The sequence below is a fragment of the Nocardioides daedukensis genome (assembly GCF_013408415.1).
Lineage (GTDB): Bacteria > Actinomycetota > Actinomycetes > Propionibacteriales > Nocardioidaceae > Nocardioides > Nocardioides daedukensis.
The window spans coordinates 913,815-928,939 of the sequence record NZ_JACCAA010000001.1 but is presented as its reverse complement, the minus strand read 5'-3'; the positions used below and the strand labels follow the sequence as shown (position 1 = coordinate 928,939).

The 15,125-nt window shown below is 68.6% G+C and carries 13 protein-coding genes; 10 read left to right on the top strand and 3 right to left on the bottom strand.

What is annotated here, in order from left to right; all coding sequences use genetic code 11:
• Positions 1-25: 25 nt before the first annotated feature.
• Complete coding sequence (locus BJ980_RS04535) at positions 26-454, top strand: DUF3040 domain-containing protein (protein WP_179501193.1); 429 nt, start codon at positions 26-28, stop codon at positions 452-454.
• Between the two features lie 36 nt (positions 455-490).
• Here BJ980_RS04535 and BJ980_RS04530 read toward each other — a convergent pair whose 3' ends face one another.
• From BJ980_RS04530 to BJ980_RS04520, 3 genes are read right to left on the bottom strand one after another with little or no spacing between them, the layout of a single operon-like run.
• A complete protein-coding gene (locus BJ980_RS04530) occupies positions 491-2,845 on the bottom strand; it encodes a transglutaminase TgpA family protein (protein ID WP_179501192.1) in 2,355 nt (784 codons plus the stop codon).
• Positions 2,842-4,101 carry a DUF58 domain-containing protein gene (locus BJ980_RS04525; RefSeq protein WP_179501191.1) on the bottom strand — a complete coding sequence of 420 codons (1,260 nt, stop codon included), beginning with the start codon at positions 4,099-4,101 and terminating at the stop codon, positions 2,842-2,844. The genes BJ980_RS04530 and BJ980_RS04525 overlap by 4 nt, the downstream gene beginning before the upstream one ends.
• A gap of 14 nt (positions 4,102-4,115) precedes the next feature.
• Positions 4,116-5,075 carry an AAA family ATPase gene (locus tag BJ980_RS04520; protein ID WP_179501190.1) on the bottom strand — a complete coding sequence of 320 codons (960 nt, stop codon included), beginning with the start codon at positions 5,073-5,075 and terminating at the stop codon, positions 4,116-4,118.
• A gap of 376 nt (positions 5,076-5,451) precedes the next feature.
• Here BJ980_RS04520 and mraZ point away from each other — a divergent pair, with 376 nt between their 5' ends.
• The 9 genes from mraZ (at position 5,452) to murD (ending at position 15,125) form a co-directional block, all read left to right on the top strand.
• Positions 5,452-5,880 carry a division/cell wall cluster transcriptional repressor MraZ gene (gene mraZ, locus BJ980_RS04515; RefSeq protein ID WP_179501189.1) on the top strand — a complete coding sequence of 143 codons (429 nt, stop codon included), beginning with the start codon at positions 5,452-5,454 and terminating at the stop codon, positions 5,878-5,880.
• 236 nt (positions 5,881-6,116) lie between these two features.
• A complete protein-coding gene (locus tag BJ980_RS04510; protein ID WP_179501188.1) occupies positions 6,117-6,269 on the top strand; it encodes a hypothetical protein in 153 nt (50 codons plus the stop codon).
• 4 nt (positions 6,270-6,273) lie between these two features.
• Positions 6,274-7,236 (top strand): 16S rRNA (cytosine(1402)-N(4))-methyltransferase RsmH, encoded by a 963-nt coding sequence (gene rsmH, locus BJ980_RS04505; RefSeq protein ID WP_179501187.1) that lies wholly within the window; start codon positions 6,274-6,276, stop codon positions 7,234-7,236.
• Entirely contained in the window at positions 7,233-7,820 is a 588-nt protein-coding gene (gene ftsL, locus BJ980_RS04500) for a cell division protein FtsL (RefSeq protein ID WP_179501186.1), read from the top strand. The genes rsmH and ftsL overlap by 4 nt, the downstream gene beginning before the upstream one ends.
• The gene (locus BJ980_RS04495; protein WP_246279922.1) at positions 7,817-9,604 is read left to right on the top strand and encodes a peptidoglycan D,D-transpeptidase FtsI family protein; all 1,788 of its coding nucleotides are present in this window, start codon (positions 7,817-7,819) and stop codon (positions 9,602-9,604) included. The genes ftsL and BJ980_RS04495 overlap by 4 nt, the downstream gene beginning before the upstream one ends.
• Before the next feature lie 40 nt (positions 9,605-9,644).
• Positions 9,645-11,159, top strand: a complete 1,515-nt coding sequence (locus BJ980_RS04490) for a UDP-N-acetylmuramoyl-L-alanyl-D-glutamate--2,6-diaminopimelate ligase (protein WP_179501185.1) — start codon at positions 9,645-9,647, stop codon at positions 11,157-11,159.
• The gene (locus BJ980_RS04485; RefSeq protein ID WP_179501184.1) at positions 11,156-12,589 is read left to right on the top strand and encodes a UDP-N-acetylmuramoyl-tripeptide--D-alanyl-D-alanine ligase; all 1,434 of its coding nucleotides are present in this window, start codon (positions 11,156-11,158) and stop codon (positions 12,587-12,589) included. The genes BJ980_RS04490 and BJ980_RS04485 overlap by 4 nt, the downstream gene beginning before the upstream one ends.
• Positions 12,586-13,659 (top strand): phospho-N-acetylmuramoyl-pentapeptide-transferase, encoded by a 1,074-nt coding sequence (gene mraY, locus BJ980_RS04480; RefSeq protein ID WP_179501183.1) that lies wholly within the window; start codon positions 12,586-12,588, stop codon positions 13,657-13,659. Before BJ980_RS04485 ends, mraY begins: the two co-directional genes overlap by 4 nt.
• The gene (gene murD / locus BJ980_RS04475) at positions 13,659-15,125 is read left to right on the top strand and encodes a UDP-N-acetylmuramoyl-L-alanine--D-glutamate ligase (protein ID WP_179501182.1); all 1,467 of its coding nucleotides are present in this window, start codon (positions 13,659-13,661) and stop codon (positions 15,123-15,125) included. The genes mraY and murD overlap by 1 nt, the downstream gene beginning before the upstream one ends.

Here is a 15,125-nt window from a genome sequence, read left to right as displayed (position 1 = left end):
AAGGACTGCGAACAGGGGAGGAAACGTGCCGCTCTCGGAAGAAGAACTACGTCTGCTCGAGCAGATGGAGCGCGCCCTGGTCGAGGAGGACCCGAAGTTCGCCTCCACCCTGCGCGGGACGTCCTTCCGCCGCGCGGCGCGTCGTCGCGCGATCATCTCCGGCGTCGTCTTCGTCGTCGGTGTGGCCATCTTGATGTCCGGCGCGATCTTCGCCTTCATCCCGCTCGGGATCGCCGGCTTCGTGGTGATGCTGGCCTCCGCCACCTATCTCCTGGTGAACCTGCGGGGCGGCAACGCACCCGCTGCGACCGAGAAGGCCACCGGTCACCACGGGTTCAGCGTGATCGACGGTGGCCGCTCCCACAAGCCACGCAAGGTCCGCTCCTCCGCCCCGTTCATGGAGCGGATGGAAGAGCGCTGGCGTCGTCGCCGTGACGAGAACGGCGGCTTCTGAGCCGCGTTTCACCGACTCGTCACACCGCCGACCAGCTCAGTGGACGTGGTCCCCGACCATCTCGTCGTCGATGACCACCGGCGCCTCGCTGCGACGCAGCATCGAGACCGGTGCCCACTGCGCGCGCACGCGCGACTTGCTCGGGACACCGTTCTCGAGCGCGACCCGGCAGGTGTCGAGATGGCTCCACAGGTCGGCCCCGTCCGTGCTCGGCGACGGCGCATAGCGCAGCTCCTCGACAGCACCCACCAGTTCCTCCAGCGCACGCATCGCGTCCGGGTTCATCTCCGGGCCGGTCTTCGGCAGTCGGGTGGACCGCTCAGGTGCGGCGGGTCCGAACCAGGTTGCCACGACGGCACCGGTGGCTCGAGGTGACCTGCCGCCGGGCCAGGGGCGACGCAGGTCGAGGCAGATGTCGCGGAGCTCGGCCCACACTGCCTCGGCGGTCGGGAGGTCCCCGTGCCACCTCCGCGCTCGGCGCCGGCGACGCAGCAGGCGGGGACCGACGAGGAGGAGAACCAGCAGCAGCATGCCGAGCAGCACTGCGAGCACGATCGCCCACGGGATCCCCGAGTCGTCGTCGGTCTGCTCGGCCTGCTCGACCTCGGGCTCCGCGCTCGGCGCCTGGGTGGTGGGTGCCTGCGACGACGGAGCCGAGCTGCTCGACGAGCTCGGTCCCGACGAAGGCTCGTCGATCACGATGTCGTCACTGGTGTAGTCGGGCACCGAGCCGATGTGCGATGACGGAGTCGGCTCGAAGCGCACCCAGCCGTAGTCCTCGAAGTAGAGCTCGGGCCAGGCGTGCAGGTCGTGCGAGCTGAACTCCCAGCTGCTGTCCTCGAGCTGGTCGGCCTGGTAGAAGCCGACGGCCACCCGCGCCGGGATGCCCACGGCGCGTGCCATCACGGCCATCGCCGAGGCGAACTGCTCGCAGTAGCCGACCCGTTCCTCGAGGAACTCCTCCAGCGCACTGTTGCCGTTGCCCGCACTGGGCTCGAGGGAATAGGTGAACCGCTCCTCGTCGCGGAAGAAGCTCTGCAGCGCCTGCGCCCGTTCGAAGTCGGTCACCAGGCCCCCGGTGATCTCCTCGGCCATCGTCAGCACCGAGTCCGGCAGGTCGGAGGGCAGGCTCGAGAAGCGTCGCGCGATCGCCGGGTTCGGTGCGGGTGCGCTCGCCAGGTCGTCCCCGGACATCTCGGGCACCAGCTCGGTCAGGCCGTAGGAGAGGCCCGCCGTGTCCACGTCGTTGTCGGCCGAGTGGAAATCGAGCACAGTCGAGTCGAAGCGCCACTCGGACCCGGCCCGGATCTCCTCGACATGCATCGGGGTGGGCAGCCACAGCGACTTGAGGCTGTCGAGGACCTTCACCTGCCACTCCACCGAGGAGTACGGCGTCGCCGGGCTCAGGCCGATCGGCGGTGGCATCGTGCCGGTGGCTGAGTTCTGGCTCGGCAGGTCCCGGTCACCCGGTGTCCAGGTCTCGCCGGTGTAGCTGGTCAGCACCGAGGTGCGCAGGTATTGCGGCCGGATCCCGGCGGTCTTGACCCGGACCAGCGGGATGTCCTGCTTGCGATCGAGATCGCGTCGCAGGTCGGTCATCGGGTTGGTGATCCGGACTTCGTCGTCGCCCTCGCCCGGGCCGTCGCCCTGCCCGAAGAGCTGCCACCCGAGTGAGGGCAGGGCAAGGGGAACCAGCAGGGCCAGGGCGACTGCACCCAGACCCATGCCGACCGGGTGTCGGCGCGGGTCCTGGGGACCGAACGGTCCGCGCTCGGTGCCGTTCTCCGGGTTGCCGAAGTCGCGTCCCCAGCGGTTCGTCCTGGTGCCCTCGGCCAGGGCCAGCATCACCAGGAACCCGGTCACGATGATGACGAAGACGATCCAGTTGACCGGCTTGTCGAGGATGCTGACCGGGAGGGTGTAGACCACCAGCAGGGGTAGTCCGGCAAGCGGAACCCGGCCCAGGGTCAGGGCCAGGAAGTCGACCAACAGGTGGCACAGCAGTGCGCCGATCACCAGCACGGGCATGGTGTTCTCAATGCCCGGCGGCACCGGGGCGGCATAGCTCTGCAGGATGTCGACGGAATCGACGAAGGCCTGAGCTGTGGTCCGGATCGAGTCGAGCGTCGGAACGATCGACGAACCCCATCCGGCATTGAGGACGAGCAGCACTCCGAGTGCTTGGCTGCTGAGCACGAAGATCGCGTGCATCCGGAACCGGCGGGCCAACACGCCGATCGCCGCCGTCACCGTGATGCCGAGCAGGGCTGGCATCAGGTAGTCACCGCTGCGCGAGACGAACCCGGACCAGGCGATCAGAGACGCCCAGCTGGTCAGTGCCGTGATCGTCACGAGGGCGAGCGGGGTCTGGGCCGCCGCGGCGCGCCTCATCCGCGGACTCCGTGCTTGAGGCCGGCGCTGCGGCGACTCAGCTCCTCCCACAGGCGGGGGAGGCGATCGACGGGGCGCGCATCCACTGCACGCCAGCCCAGGCTGGACAGCTCACCGGCCGTGGAGCCGGGGGACTGGACCCCGCCGCTGACCCAAGCCTCGACATCGAGTGCGATGGCCATCGGCCGCGAACCATGGAGGCGCATCCGACGGATCACCTCGTGGTCGTGCTTGTTCAGGGCGCCCAGGACCCCGACCAGCATGCTGGTGTGCGAGGAGTCGATCAGCCAGTCGGTGTCCAGGTCGGGACGCTTGCTGAGCGAGACCATGGCGAGCGCCTCGAGAAGCGGAGCCGTGTTCACGGCCGAGGTGCGATCGTGCCAGGCGGTGTTGGGGTCCTCGCCGTCGGCGGTGACCAGGCGGACCATGAAACCCCTCTGGGTCAGGTGCACTGCGATGGATGCGGCCATCGACACGGCAGTCTCCAGCGAGGAGGCCGCTCCACTCCCGCGGTGCGCGCCGAGTCGGTTGTCGAGGAACACGGTGGCCCGCGACTGCCAGGGCTGCTCCTCGCGACGCACCATCAGGTCGCCGGTGCGTGCCGACGTACGCCAGTGCACGCGACGCAGGTCGTCGCCGTGGTGGTATTCGCGCACCGTGACGTCCTCGGCGGATCCGGTCGCGAAGGCGCGCGGGCGGTTGTCGCCGGACCCTGTCCAGTCACCGTTGAGGGGGACCGCGGGCAGTGCGATGGTCCGTGGGGTGACCGTCACCGGCACGGTGGAGGTGAAGGCGCGGCCCACCTCGACGAGGCCGAACGGGTCGCGCAGGCGCACCGTCAGGGGACCGATCAGATAGCGCCCGCGCACGTCGGAGCGGACCTGGTAGGTGACCGAGCGGTGGGTGCCGGCCCGCAGCCCGCCGAGCACGAAGCGGGGTCGTGAGCCGAGGACGAAGGGGAGCGTCTCCTCGAGGAGCATCACCCCGGTTCGACCGCGGCCCTCGTTGACCAGCTCCAGGTGCACCTGGCTGGGCGATCCGGCTTGCACCAGCTGTGGTGACACGGTCCGGTCCAGCGCCAGCTGGTAGCGGCTGCGACCCACCATCAGGGCGGCCAGCAGGGCCAGGGCGACGAGCAGTACGCCGATCCGGCTCAAGGAGTTCTGCCCCAGCACCATGGCGCACACGACGGCCGTGATCCCGGCAGCGAGGAAGGCCCGTCCACGGACGGTGAGGGCGGAGAGTCCCGAAGCCATCGGTCAGGTCGCGATCAGGAGGTGGGCACCGGCACCGAGGCGACGATGCCGTCCAGGATCATCGCGGTGTCGCGGCTGCTCATGGCGGCCTCGACGCTGGGGATCAGCCGGTGGGTGAGCACCGGGCGGGCCATGGTGAGGATGTCGTCGGGCAGCACGTAGTTGCGTCCTGCCATGCAGGCATAGGACTTCGCGGCACGGACCAGCTGCAGCGATGCGCGCGGCGAGGCGCCCAGGTTCAGGTCCGGGCTGTGCCGGGTCGCGGTGGTGAGCTGGACGGCATAGCGAAGGATCGAGTCCGCGGTGTGGACCTGGTTGATCACGCCGATGGCCTGACGGATCTCCTCGGCATCGGTCACCGGGCGCAGATCCTCGAGCGGGCTGCGTCGTGAGTGCGAGGCCAGCATGGCGATCTCGGCGGCCATCACGGGATAGCCCATCGAGACCCGTGCCATGAACCTGTCGCGCTGTGCCTCGGGGAGGGCATAGGTGCCCTCCATCTCGATGGGGTTCTGCGTTGCGATCACCATGAACGGGGCTTCGAGTGGCCAGGTCTGGGTGTCGACGGTGACCTGACGCTCCTCCATGCACTCCAGCAGTGCTGACTGGGTCTTGGGGGAGGCACGGTTGATCTCGTCGCCGACCACGATGTTGGCGAAGATGCCGCCGGGGCGGAACTCGAACTGTCGGGTGTCCTGGTTGAAGATGCTGACCCCGGTCACGTCGGAGGGCAGCAGGTCCGGGGTGAACTGGATGCGGCGCACGGTCGAGTCGATCGAGCGGGCCAGGGCCTTGCTGAGCATGGTCTTGCCGACGCCGGGGATGTCCTCGATGAGCAGGTGGCCCTCGGCCAGAAGCACGGTGACCGCGGTGGTGACCACGTCGTCCTTGCCCTCGATGACCGAGTTGATGTTCTCCCGGACGCGCGCGGCCACCTTGGCCACACCTGCGACGTCATTGGCGTCAACGGCCACGTATGCCCTCCAAGGGTCCAATCGTCGGCGAGCACGGTGACCCGGGCGCCGTCTCCATCTGACCAGTCAAGCGTATGCGTGGTTGTCGAGCACGGGGGACGCCGATTCCCCACGTTCTGCTCCACTTTGCTCCACCAATCAGGCTGTTTTCTCCCCACTGCCGCTCCACCTGCGCTGCACGGAGCTGGCAACAGTGGCTCTGACCTGCACAAACAGGGCGTAGCCCGGGGCGTAGGTGATCGCGGGCCGCGTCGACTGAGGCCACGCCATTCGTAGGAATACAGCGACGAAACACGCGTGGAATGGTTGACGGTGGATGAGAGTGGAGTAAAGTGGTGCGCAGTGGAGGATTAGTGGCTTGAAGGGGTGGTGCCAGATGTTCTTCGGCACCTACACGCCCAAGCTCGACGACAAGGGCCGGCTCTTCCTCCCGGCAAAGTTCAGAGAGGACCTGGCCGAAGGCCTCGTGGTCACCCGTGGGCAGGAGCGCTGCCTGACGGTGTGGTCGATGGAGGACTTCGGACGCTTGACCGACCGACTCCGCGAGGCGCCGGTCACCAACAAGGGCACCCGTGACTACGTCCGCATGTTGTTCGCGGCGGCGTCGCAGGAGGTTCCCGACAAGCAGGGCCGGATCGGCATCCCGGCAGTGCTCAGGGAATACGCGTCCCTGAGCAAGGACGTGATGGTCATCGGCGCGATGAACCGGATCGAGATCTGGGACCCGACGTCGTGGCAGGAGTACTCCGAGGAGCAGGAGCAGAAGTTCTCGGACCTGAGTGACGAAGTGTTCCCCGGCATCTGAACAAGCAAATGAACCGCATCTGAACAGGCATTTGACTCGGCACCTGGCCCGCCCGCACCACACAGCACGACAACTCAACACGGATCGCAGCACGAGGTCTCGAGCCCGCCCCCTACCAGTCGTCTGGGGCACCTTCCCCGGTTCCAGAAGACAACTTCCCCCTCTGGGGGCGGGCAGGGACCTGGTCCTGCGATCCACCCAGCACAGCCATCCACCATCAGCCAGGGGTCGAAACCATGAGCATGAGTGTCAGCGGATCACCGCGCACGACGCCGAGAGTGCGCGAACAAGCGCGCGACGCGGTCGCCGTGATGCTGTTCTCCGTCGGCGTCTCGTTGGTCCTGACCATGTGCCTGGTCGTCCTGATGACATTCGGACAGCAGGGCTAGGAAGATGGACAGCCCCCGACACGTCCCGGTCCTGCTGGACCGGGTCGTCGCACTTGTGGCGCCCGCGCTGGAGCGGCCCGACGCAGTGGTCATCGACGCGACCCTGGGCCTCGGCGGCCACAGCGAGGCGATGCTGCGGGCCTTCCCCGAGGCACACCTGGTCGGCATCGACCGCGACCCCAACGCCCTGCAGATGGCCGGCGAACGGCTTGCACCCTTCGGTGATCGAGTGACCCTGGTGCACGCGGTGTACGACGAGATCCTCGACGTCCTCGAAGACCTCGGACGTGAGCACGCCGACGCGATCTTCTTCGACCTGGGTGTCTCCTCCATGCAGCTCGACGTCCGCGAGCGCGGATTCGCCTATGCCCAGGATGCTCCGCTCGACATGCGGATGAACGACTCGGTGGGCATCACCGCAGCCGACGTCCTCAACACCTATCCCGTCGAGGCCCTGACTCGCATCCTGCGTGACTACGGCGAGGAGAAGTTCGCCCGACGGATCGCCCAGCACATCGTCCGCGAGCGCGAGACAGAGCCGTTCACCACCTCGGGCCGGCTCGTCGAGCTGCTCTATGCGGCCATCCCGGCGCCGGCACGCCGCACCGGGGGACACCCGGCCAAGCGCACCTTCCAGGGCCTGCGCATCGAGGTCAACGACGAGCTCAACGTGCTTCGTCGCGCCATTCCGGCCGCCATCGAGGCGGTCGGGGTCGGCGGACGCGTCGTCGTGGAGTCCTACCACTCACTCGAGGACCGCCTGGTCAAGCAGGCGTTCACCGAGGCCACGCGCAGCGACGTACCGCCCGACATGCCCTTCGTTCCCGCCGGCCACGAGCCCACCTTCAAGACCATCACCCGCGGTGCCGAGAAGGCCGTGGAGCCCGAGCTCACCGAGAACCCCCGGGCCGCGTCCGTCCGCCTGCGCGCCATTGAACGCCTTCGACACTCAGGAGCTCCCGCATGAGCAGCCCTCTTCCCCAGAGCCGGGTCCCGCTCCAGCGGATCGCCGAGGCAGCCGTCGAGCAGGCACGACTCCGCGTCGTGCCCAGGCTCGCATCGGACGCCCCGCGCGTCCCGTTCGTGACCCTGGTCAGCGTGCTCCTCGTGGCCGGCGTCGTCGGCCTGCTGCTGTTCAACACGACCATGCAGCAGAACTCGTTCAGGGCCACCGATCTCGAGAAGCAGGCCCGGGACCTGACCTCGCGCGAGCAGACCCTGCAGATGCAGCTCGAGGAGCTGCGCAACCCCCAGTCCGTCGCCGAGAAGGCACAGACGATGGGCATGGTGCCGGCCAGCAGCCCCGCATTCATCCAGCTCTCCAACGGTCAGGTCATCGGTCAGGCGGCTCCGGCCACCACCGCCGATCGCACCGACGTCCGCCCCCCGGCGGCCCAGAAGCCCGAGGAGCTCGCTCCACCGGCCCTGGTGATCAAGGTCAAGGCCGACAAGCCGGAGCGCGACACGACGTCGGCCTCGCAGGATCGGCGCGATGGCAGGGATAGAACTGGATCGTCAAGCCAGAGCGCAGGGGACCGGAGCGAGCGTTGAGCCTTCGACCGAAGAAGCCCACTGCCCCACCCGACGGCGCCCCGTCGCGTGGGGCCGCCCTGTTCCGGTTGCGCTTCGGCTTCGTGATCATCGCGATGCTGCTCTCGGTGTTCGGGGTGCGCCTGGTGCAGCTGCAGGGCCTTGACCCGCACGCCTACGCGGCGATGGCTGCTGCCGAGGGCCTGGTCACCGCCGAGCTGCCCGCGGAGCGCGGCGCGATCGTCGACCGCAACGGCGTCGAGCTGGCCACCTCGGTCGACGGCCTGATGATCGTCGGCGACCCACAGATGACCCGCAAGGACGCCCCGGAGATCGCGACCCGGCTCGCCGACAGGCTCGGGATCGACTACTTCCAGCTCCTCGACCGGCTGCGCCGCCAGGACACGCGCTTCCAGTACCTCGCCCGCCGAGTGCCCTCGACGGTCGCGACGGCTGTCGTCGAGGAGCTCAAGGAGGACGGCTTCAAGGGCCTGAGCACGCGTCGCGACCCGATGCGTGACTATCCTGCGGACGACATCGCGTCCAACCTGGTCGGATTCATCGGCCAGGACGAGGACAAGGGCCCGCTCGCAGGCTTCGAGCGCACCTTCGACAAGCAGCTCTCCGGCACCGACGGATCGGCGACCTACGAGGTCGGCGGAGGCAACCGGATCCCGCTCGGCGAGAACAGCACCGTCAAGCCGGTGGATGGCAAGGACCTCAGGCTCACGCTCGAGCGTGACGTCCAGTTCTATGCCCAGCGCGTCCTCGCCGAAGGTGTCCGCAAGGTCCGCGGCGAGTCCGGGGTTGCCATCGTGATGGACACCCGTACGGGCGAGATCATCGCGGCAGCCGACTATCCGACGTACAACGCGAACGAGCCTGCTGACTCGGCGAAGGAGGACCTCGGTTCCCGCGCGGCCAGTGACGTCTACGAGCCGGGCTCGGTGGAGAAGGTGCTCACCTTCGGAGCCCTCATCGACGCCGGCAAGATCACCCCGCGCACGCGCCTGGAGGTGCCCGAGAAGCTGACGCGCAACGGCGCCACCATCGGTGACCACTGGAACCACGGGGACATCCGGCTCACCGCGGCTGGTGCCCTGGCCAAGTCGTCCAACCTGGGCACCATCCTGGTTGCCGACGAGTTCAGCAACGACGAGCTGCACGGTTATCTGGAGAAGTTCGGAATCGGCGAGAAGACCGCCATGGGCATCCGGGGCGAGGCCGCCGGTGTGCTTCCCCCGGCCGAGTCGTGGTCGGACCTGAGCCGCGCCACGATCGCCTTCGGACAGGGCCTGTCGGTCAACGCCTTCCAGATGACGTCCGCACTCAACACCGTCGCCAACGACGGCATCCGGATCTCACCCAACGTCATCCGCGGCTCGGCCACCACCGACTCGGGCCAGGAGGTGGGAACCGACCACACCACGTCCGACCGGGTGATCAGCGAAGAGGCTGCCCGTCAGACGGCCGAGATGATGGAGCTGGTGACCGACCCCGAGGACGGGATCGCGAAGGGTACGGCGATCCCGGGCTACCGGGTGGCCGGCAAGACCGGCACCGCGCAGCGGGTCGGCAAGGAGTGCGGCTGCTATGACGGCACCTTCACCATCTCCTTCGGCGGCTTCGCGCCCGCCGACGACCCGCGCTTCACCGTCTACGTGATGATCCAGGACCCGAAGGGCGGCCAGGGCGGTGGCACCGGGGCCGGCCCGGTCTTCAAGAAGATCATGACCTACCTGCTCCGCAAGTACGCCGTCCCGCCGACCGGCGAGAAGGCGGCAAGCCTCCCCGTCGAGTGGTGAGAAGACCCGGAACGGCACCCCGTCGCGATAGCCTCGCGCCGTGGTGAGCAACGAGGCACTCAAGGCATCCCGACCGACCCGTGGGTCGGCGACCCCACTGACGGTCGTCGCCGGTTGGTTGGACGTGACGCTCGACTCCGCCGGGGCCCAGGACTGCCAGGTCACCGGTCTCTCGCTGAGCTCTCAACGCGTGCTTCCCGGGGACCTGTACGCCGCCCTTCCCGGCGCCCGCGTGCACGGTGCGACATACGCCCCGCAGGCGGTGGCGGCGGGAGCCGTGGCGATCCTCACCGATGCCGCCGGACGCGAGTCGCTCGGTGAGGTGGACGTGCCGGTCCTGGTTGTCCAGGCGCCGCGGGCGGTCCTCGGCGCCCTGGCCGCCAGGATCCACGGCACTCCTTCGGAGTCGATGGCGATGATCGCGGTCACCGGCACACAGGGCAAGACCACCACGACTCGCCTGGCCGAGATCGCCCTGCAGGGCGCCGGCATCCCGGCCGCCGTCGTGGGCACGGTCGGGACCCGCATCAACGGCGTGGACATCGAGACCTCGCTGACCACGCCCGAGGCGCCGGACCTGCACGCCATCTTCGCGCTGATGCGTGAACGCGGGGTGCAGACCTGCGCGATGGAGGTCTCCAGCCACGCACTGGTGATGGGACGCGTCGACGGGATCGTCTTCGACGTCGCGGTCTTCACGAACCTTGGTCGCGACCACCTCGACTTCCACGCCGACGTCGAGGACTACTTCCGGGCCAAGGCCTCCCTGTTCACACCGGAGCGAGCCCGGCTCGGCCTGGTCAACATCGACGACGAGCACGGTCGCCGCCTCCTCGACGAGGCCAGCATCCCCCTCAAGACCTTCGCCCTCGAGGACGCGAGTGCCGACTGGCGCGCCGTCGACCTCGACCTTGCCGCGGACGGATCGTCGTTCACGGTGCTCGGTCCCGACGGTGTCGAGGTCCGCACCTCCGTGCCGATCCCGGGGGACTTCAACGTCGCCAACGCCCTGGCCGCGATCGCGGCTGCCGTCGAGGCCGGCCATGACGCCGAGGTGATCGCCGCAGCGATGGCCCAGGGCACCGGGGTGCCCGGCCGACTCGAGCAGGTCGAGGTCGACCGGGACGTCACCGTGATCGTCGACTACGCGCACAAGCCCGATGCGGTCGAAGCAGCCCTGGCGACCCTGCGACCGCTGACCGACGGCCGGCTGATCGTGGTGATCGGCGCCGGTGGCGACCGCGACACCGGCAAGCGCCCGCTGATGGGGGAGATCTCCGCCCGTCTCGCCGACCTGACCATCGTCACCGACGACAACCCCCGCACCGAGGACCCGGCCGACATCCGTGCCCAGGTGCTCGCGGGGGCCCTCGGCCCCGGAGAGGTCATCGAGGTGGCCGGGCGGCGGGAGGCGATCCGAACAGCCCTCGAGCGTGCCAGCGACGGCGACATCGTCCTGGTCGCGGGCAAGGGACACGAGACCGGACAGGAGATCGACGGCGTGACCCATCCGTTCGACGATCGCCGCGTCGTGGTCGAGGAGGCGGCTCGATGATCCCGATGTCCTTGGCGGAGATCGCACGCGTGAGCGGGGGAGAGGTGCACGGTGACGGGTCTGTCCTGGTCACCGCCCCGGCATCCCAGGACAGTCGCGCGGTCGAGCCCGGTGGCCTCTATGTCGCCATCCTCGGCGAACGCGTCGACGGCCACGACTTCGCCGCCGGTGCGCTGGCCGCTGGGGCGGCCGGCGTGCTCGGGTCGCGTCCCACAGACGCGCCCACCGTCGTGGTCGACGACCCGGTCCACGCGCTCGGCCTGCTCGCCCGCCACGTCCGCGACCGCCTGGACACCCTGACGGTGTTCGCCCTGACGGGCAGCCAGGGAAAGACCGGGACCAAGGACTACCTCGCCCAGGTGCTCGCGAGTGCCGGGGAGACGGTGGCCACTGCCGGCAACCTGAACAACGAGCTGGGCGTCCCACTCACCGTCCTGCGCGCGGACGAGGCGACCAGGTTCCTCGTGGTCGAGATGGGCGCACGCGGCATCGGCCACATCGACTACCTGTGCGGCATCGCCCGACCCGACATCGCCGCCGTGATCAACGTCGGCACGGCGCACATGAGCGAATTCGGCTCACGCGAGGCGATCGCCCAGGCCAAGGGCGAGATCATCGAGGGTCTGGCCCCCACCGGGACCGCGGTGATCAACGCCTCCGACGAGCTGGTCTCGAGGATGGGTCCCCGCACCCGGGCCACCGTCGTACGGTTCGGCGACGGCGGCGACGTGTTCTGGGAGGACGTCACCTTCGACGACATGGACCGTCCCTCCGGCATGCTCCGGATCGGCAAAGACGTCGGCCGGGTCAACCTCCAGCAGGTTGGCGCCCACCAGCTGGTCAACGCGGCCGCGGCTGCCGCGATGGCGCAGGCGGCCGGAGTGCCGGCGGCGAGCATCGTCAAGGCGCTGAGCAACGCCCGGAGCCTGTCGCGCTGGCGGATGGAGATCACCGAGGTCGCCGGGGGACCGGTGGTGATCAACGACGCCTACAACGCCAACCCGGCCTCGATGCGTGCCGCGATCTCGGCGTTGGCCGCGATCGGGGAACGCCGCCGCACTCGCACGATCGCCGTACTGGGCGAGATGAAGGAGCTCGGAGCGGACGCGGTCGACGAGCACCGAACCATCGGCGCCGAGGCGGCCGAAGCAGGAATCGACGTACTCCTCGCAGTGGGCGAGGCCGCGGCTGCGATGGCCACCGGTGCGGAACAGATCACAGATCGACGCGGTACGGCGGTGTGCGTCGCTGACAGGGACGCTGCTCTGGCATGGTTGCGCGAGAACATTCGTGCCGGAGACGTCGTCCTCGTGAAGGCCTCTCGCGGTGCGGCACTCGAGTTGGTGGCCGACGGCCTCATCGACATGGGCCCGTCAGGAGACGAAGACGTGAACGCAGCGCAGTCCAACGCGGAGGAGACGCAGCAATGAGAGCAATCCTGCTCGGTGGTGGGTTGTCCCTGCTGTTGTCCCTGATCGGCACGAGATATGCGATCCGGGTGCTGTCGGCCAAGGGATATGGCCAGGAGATCCGTGAAGACGGCCCCACCAGCCACCACACCAAGCGAGGCACGCCCACGATGGGCGGCATCGTCATCATCTTCGCCGCGGTGATCGGCTACTTCATCGCCAAGCTGGTCACCCAGAGCATGCCCTCGGCCTCGGCGCTCCTGCTGATCTTCCTGTTCGTCGGCCTCGGCCTGGTCGGCTTCCTCGACGACTTCATCAAGATCTACAAGCAGCGCAACCTCGGCCTGCGCAGCAAGGCCAAGATGATCGGGCAGACCGCCGTCGCCCTGATCTTCGGGATCCTGGCGCTGTCGCCGTGGCTGGAGGACGATCGCGGCCAGACCCCGGCCTCGCAGCACCTGTCCTTCATCCGGGACACCTCATGGGTGCTGCCCGCAGTCCTGGTGGTCCTGCTCTTCTGGGTGATCATCACCGGGACCAGCAACGCCGTGAACCTGACCGACGGCCTCGACGGCCTGGCCGCCGGCTCGGCCGCGATGGTCTTCGGCGCCTACACCTTGGTCAACATCTGGCAGAGCAACCAGTGGTGCGGCCAGGCCGACATCTCCTACGGGCGCTGCTACGAGGTGCGCGATCCGCTCGACCTGGCCGTGATCGCGGCCGCCATCACCGGGGCCTGCTTCGGCTTCCTGTGGTGGAACGCGTCCCCGGCACAGATCTTCATGGGTGACACCGGATCGCTCGCCCTCGGCGGCGCGCTTGCCGGCCTGGCCATCCTGACCCGCACCGAGCTGCTCCTGATCATCCTCGGCGGACTCTTCGTGATGGAGACCGTCTCGGTGATGATGCAGGTCGGGTTCTTCAAGCTCAGCAAGGGCAAGCGCATCTTCCGGATGGCACCGATCCATCACCACTTCGAGATGCTCGGTTGGGAGCAGGTCACGGTCGTGGTCCGTTTCTGGATCATCACCGGCCTCTGTGTCGCAGCCGGTATGGGCGTCTTCTACGCCGAGTGGGTGGCGGGGACCTGATGAGCGTCCTCAACAACCTGGGCCGTAACGACTCATGGGCCCCGATCCGTGCGGCGGTCGCCGGGTTCGGTGTCTCCGGGTTCGCTGCGGCGGACAACCTGCTCTTCCTGGGTGCTCACGTCGTCGCGATGGATGAGCGTGGCGACGGCAAGGAGGAGAAGGCCGAGCTGCTGCGCAGCCTCGGTGGTGACATCCGGCTGGGGCCGGGCACCACGGCCACGCTTCCCGACGACATCGACGTGCTGATCACCTCGCCCGGCTGGCGACCCGACGCTCCGCTGCTGGCCCAGGCCCGCGAGCGCGGAGTGCCGATCTGGGGCGAGGTCGAGCTCGCCTGGCGGTTGCGCGATCCCGAGCACCAGGCACCGTGGCTGGCGATCACCGGCACCAACGGCAAGACCACGACCGTGCAGATGCTCGACTCGATCCTGAAGGCAGCCGGCCTGCGCAGCGTCGCGGTCGGAAACGTCGGCCTGCCGATCGTCGAGGCGGTGATGGAGCCCGAGCCGTACGACGTATTCGCGGTCGAGCTGTCCAGCTTCCAGCTCCACTACACCGAGTCGATGAGCGCCCAGGCCTCAGTTGTCCTCAACATCGCCGAGGACCACCTGGACTGGTATTCCGGCGACGACGCGATGAAGGACTACGCCGCCGACAAGGCGAAGATCTATGAACGCACGCAGCTCGCCTGCGTCTACAACGTCGCCGACCCGGCCACCGAGGAGCTGGTGCGCGAGGCCGACGTGATCGAGGGGGCGCGTGCGATCGGGTTCACCCTCGGTATGCCGGCCGTCGGCCAGCTCGGCATCGTCGAGGACCTGTTGGTCGACCGTGCCTTCATCGAGCAGCGTGACTCGAGTGCCGCAGAGCTCTGCCAGATCAGTGACCTCGCCTCACCTGCACCCCACTTCGTGGCCAACGCCCTGGCGGCTGCCGCCCTGGCCCGAGCCCACGGCGTCAACCAGGCCGCCGTCCGCGACGGCCTGCGCAACTTCCGGCCCGACGGCCACCGCATCGCGCACGTGGCCGAACACGACTCGGTGACCTGGGTCGATGACTCGAAGGCCACCAACCCGCACGCTGCCCAGTCGTCCCTCCAGACCTACGACTCCGTGGTCTGGGTGGCCGGGGGACTGGCCAAGGGGGCCCGGTTCGAGGCTCTCGTGGAGAAGGTCCGTGACCGGCTGCGTGGCGTGGTGCTCCTGGGCGCCGACCGGCATGTGATCGCGGACGCGCTCCGACGACACGCACCGGATGTGCCCGTGATCGACATCGGTGACGGGGAGACTGGGCCCGAGGAATCACCGATGGAGCGCGTGGTCGCGGCGTCGGCCGGGTTGGCCAGGCCGGGAGACACCGTGCTGCTCGCCCCGGGGTGTGCCTCGATGGACATGTTCACCAACTATGGCGAGCGCGGCGACCGGTTCGCCGAGGCCGTCCAGACATGGATCGCGCAACAGGGCTGA

Coding starts and splice junctions, on each gene's coding strand:
- BJ980_RS04530 (WP_179501192.1), bottom strand. CDS start 2,845: ATGAGGCGCGCCGCGGCGGCCCAGACCCCGCTCGCCCTCGTGACGATC.
- BJ980_RS04525 (WP_179501191.1), bottom strand. CDS start 4,101: ATGGCTTCGGGACTCTCCGCCCTCACCGTCCGTGGACGGGCCTTCCTC.
- mraZ (WP_179501189.1), top strand. CDS start 5,452: ATGTTCTTCGGCACCTACACGCCCAAGCTCGACGACAAGGGCCGGCTC.
- BJ980_RS04510 (WP_179501188.1), top strand. CDS start 6,117: ATGAGCATGAGTGTCAGCGGATCACCGCGCACGACGCCGAGAGTGCGC.
- rsmH (WP_179501187.1), top strand. CDS start 6,274: ATGGACAGCCCCCGACACGTCCCGGTCCTGCTGGACCGGGTCGTCGCA.
- ftsL (WP_179501186.1), top strand. CDS start 7,233: ATGAGCAGCCCTCTTCCCCAGAGCCGGGTCCCGCTCCAGCGGATCGCC.
- BJ980_RS04485 (WP_179501184.1), top strand. CDS start 11,156: ATGATCCCGATGTCCTTGGCGGAGATCGCACGCGTGAGCGGGGGAGAG.
- mraY (WP_179501183.1), top strand. CDS start 12,586: ATGAGAGCAATCCTGCTCGGTGGTGGGTTGTCCCTGCTGTTGTCCCTG.
- murD (WP_179501182.1), top strand. CDS start 13,659: ATGAGCGTCCTCAACAACCTGGGCCGTAACGACTCATGGGCCCCGATC.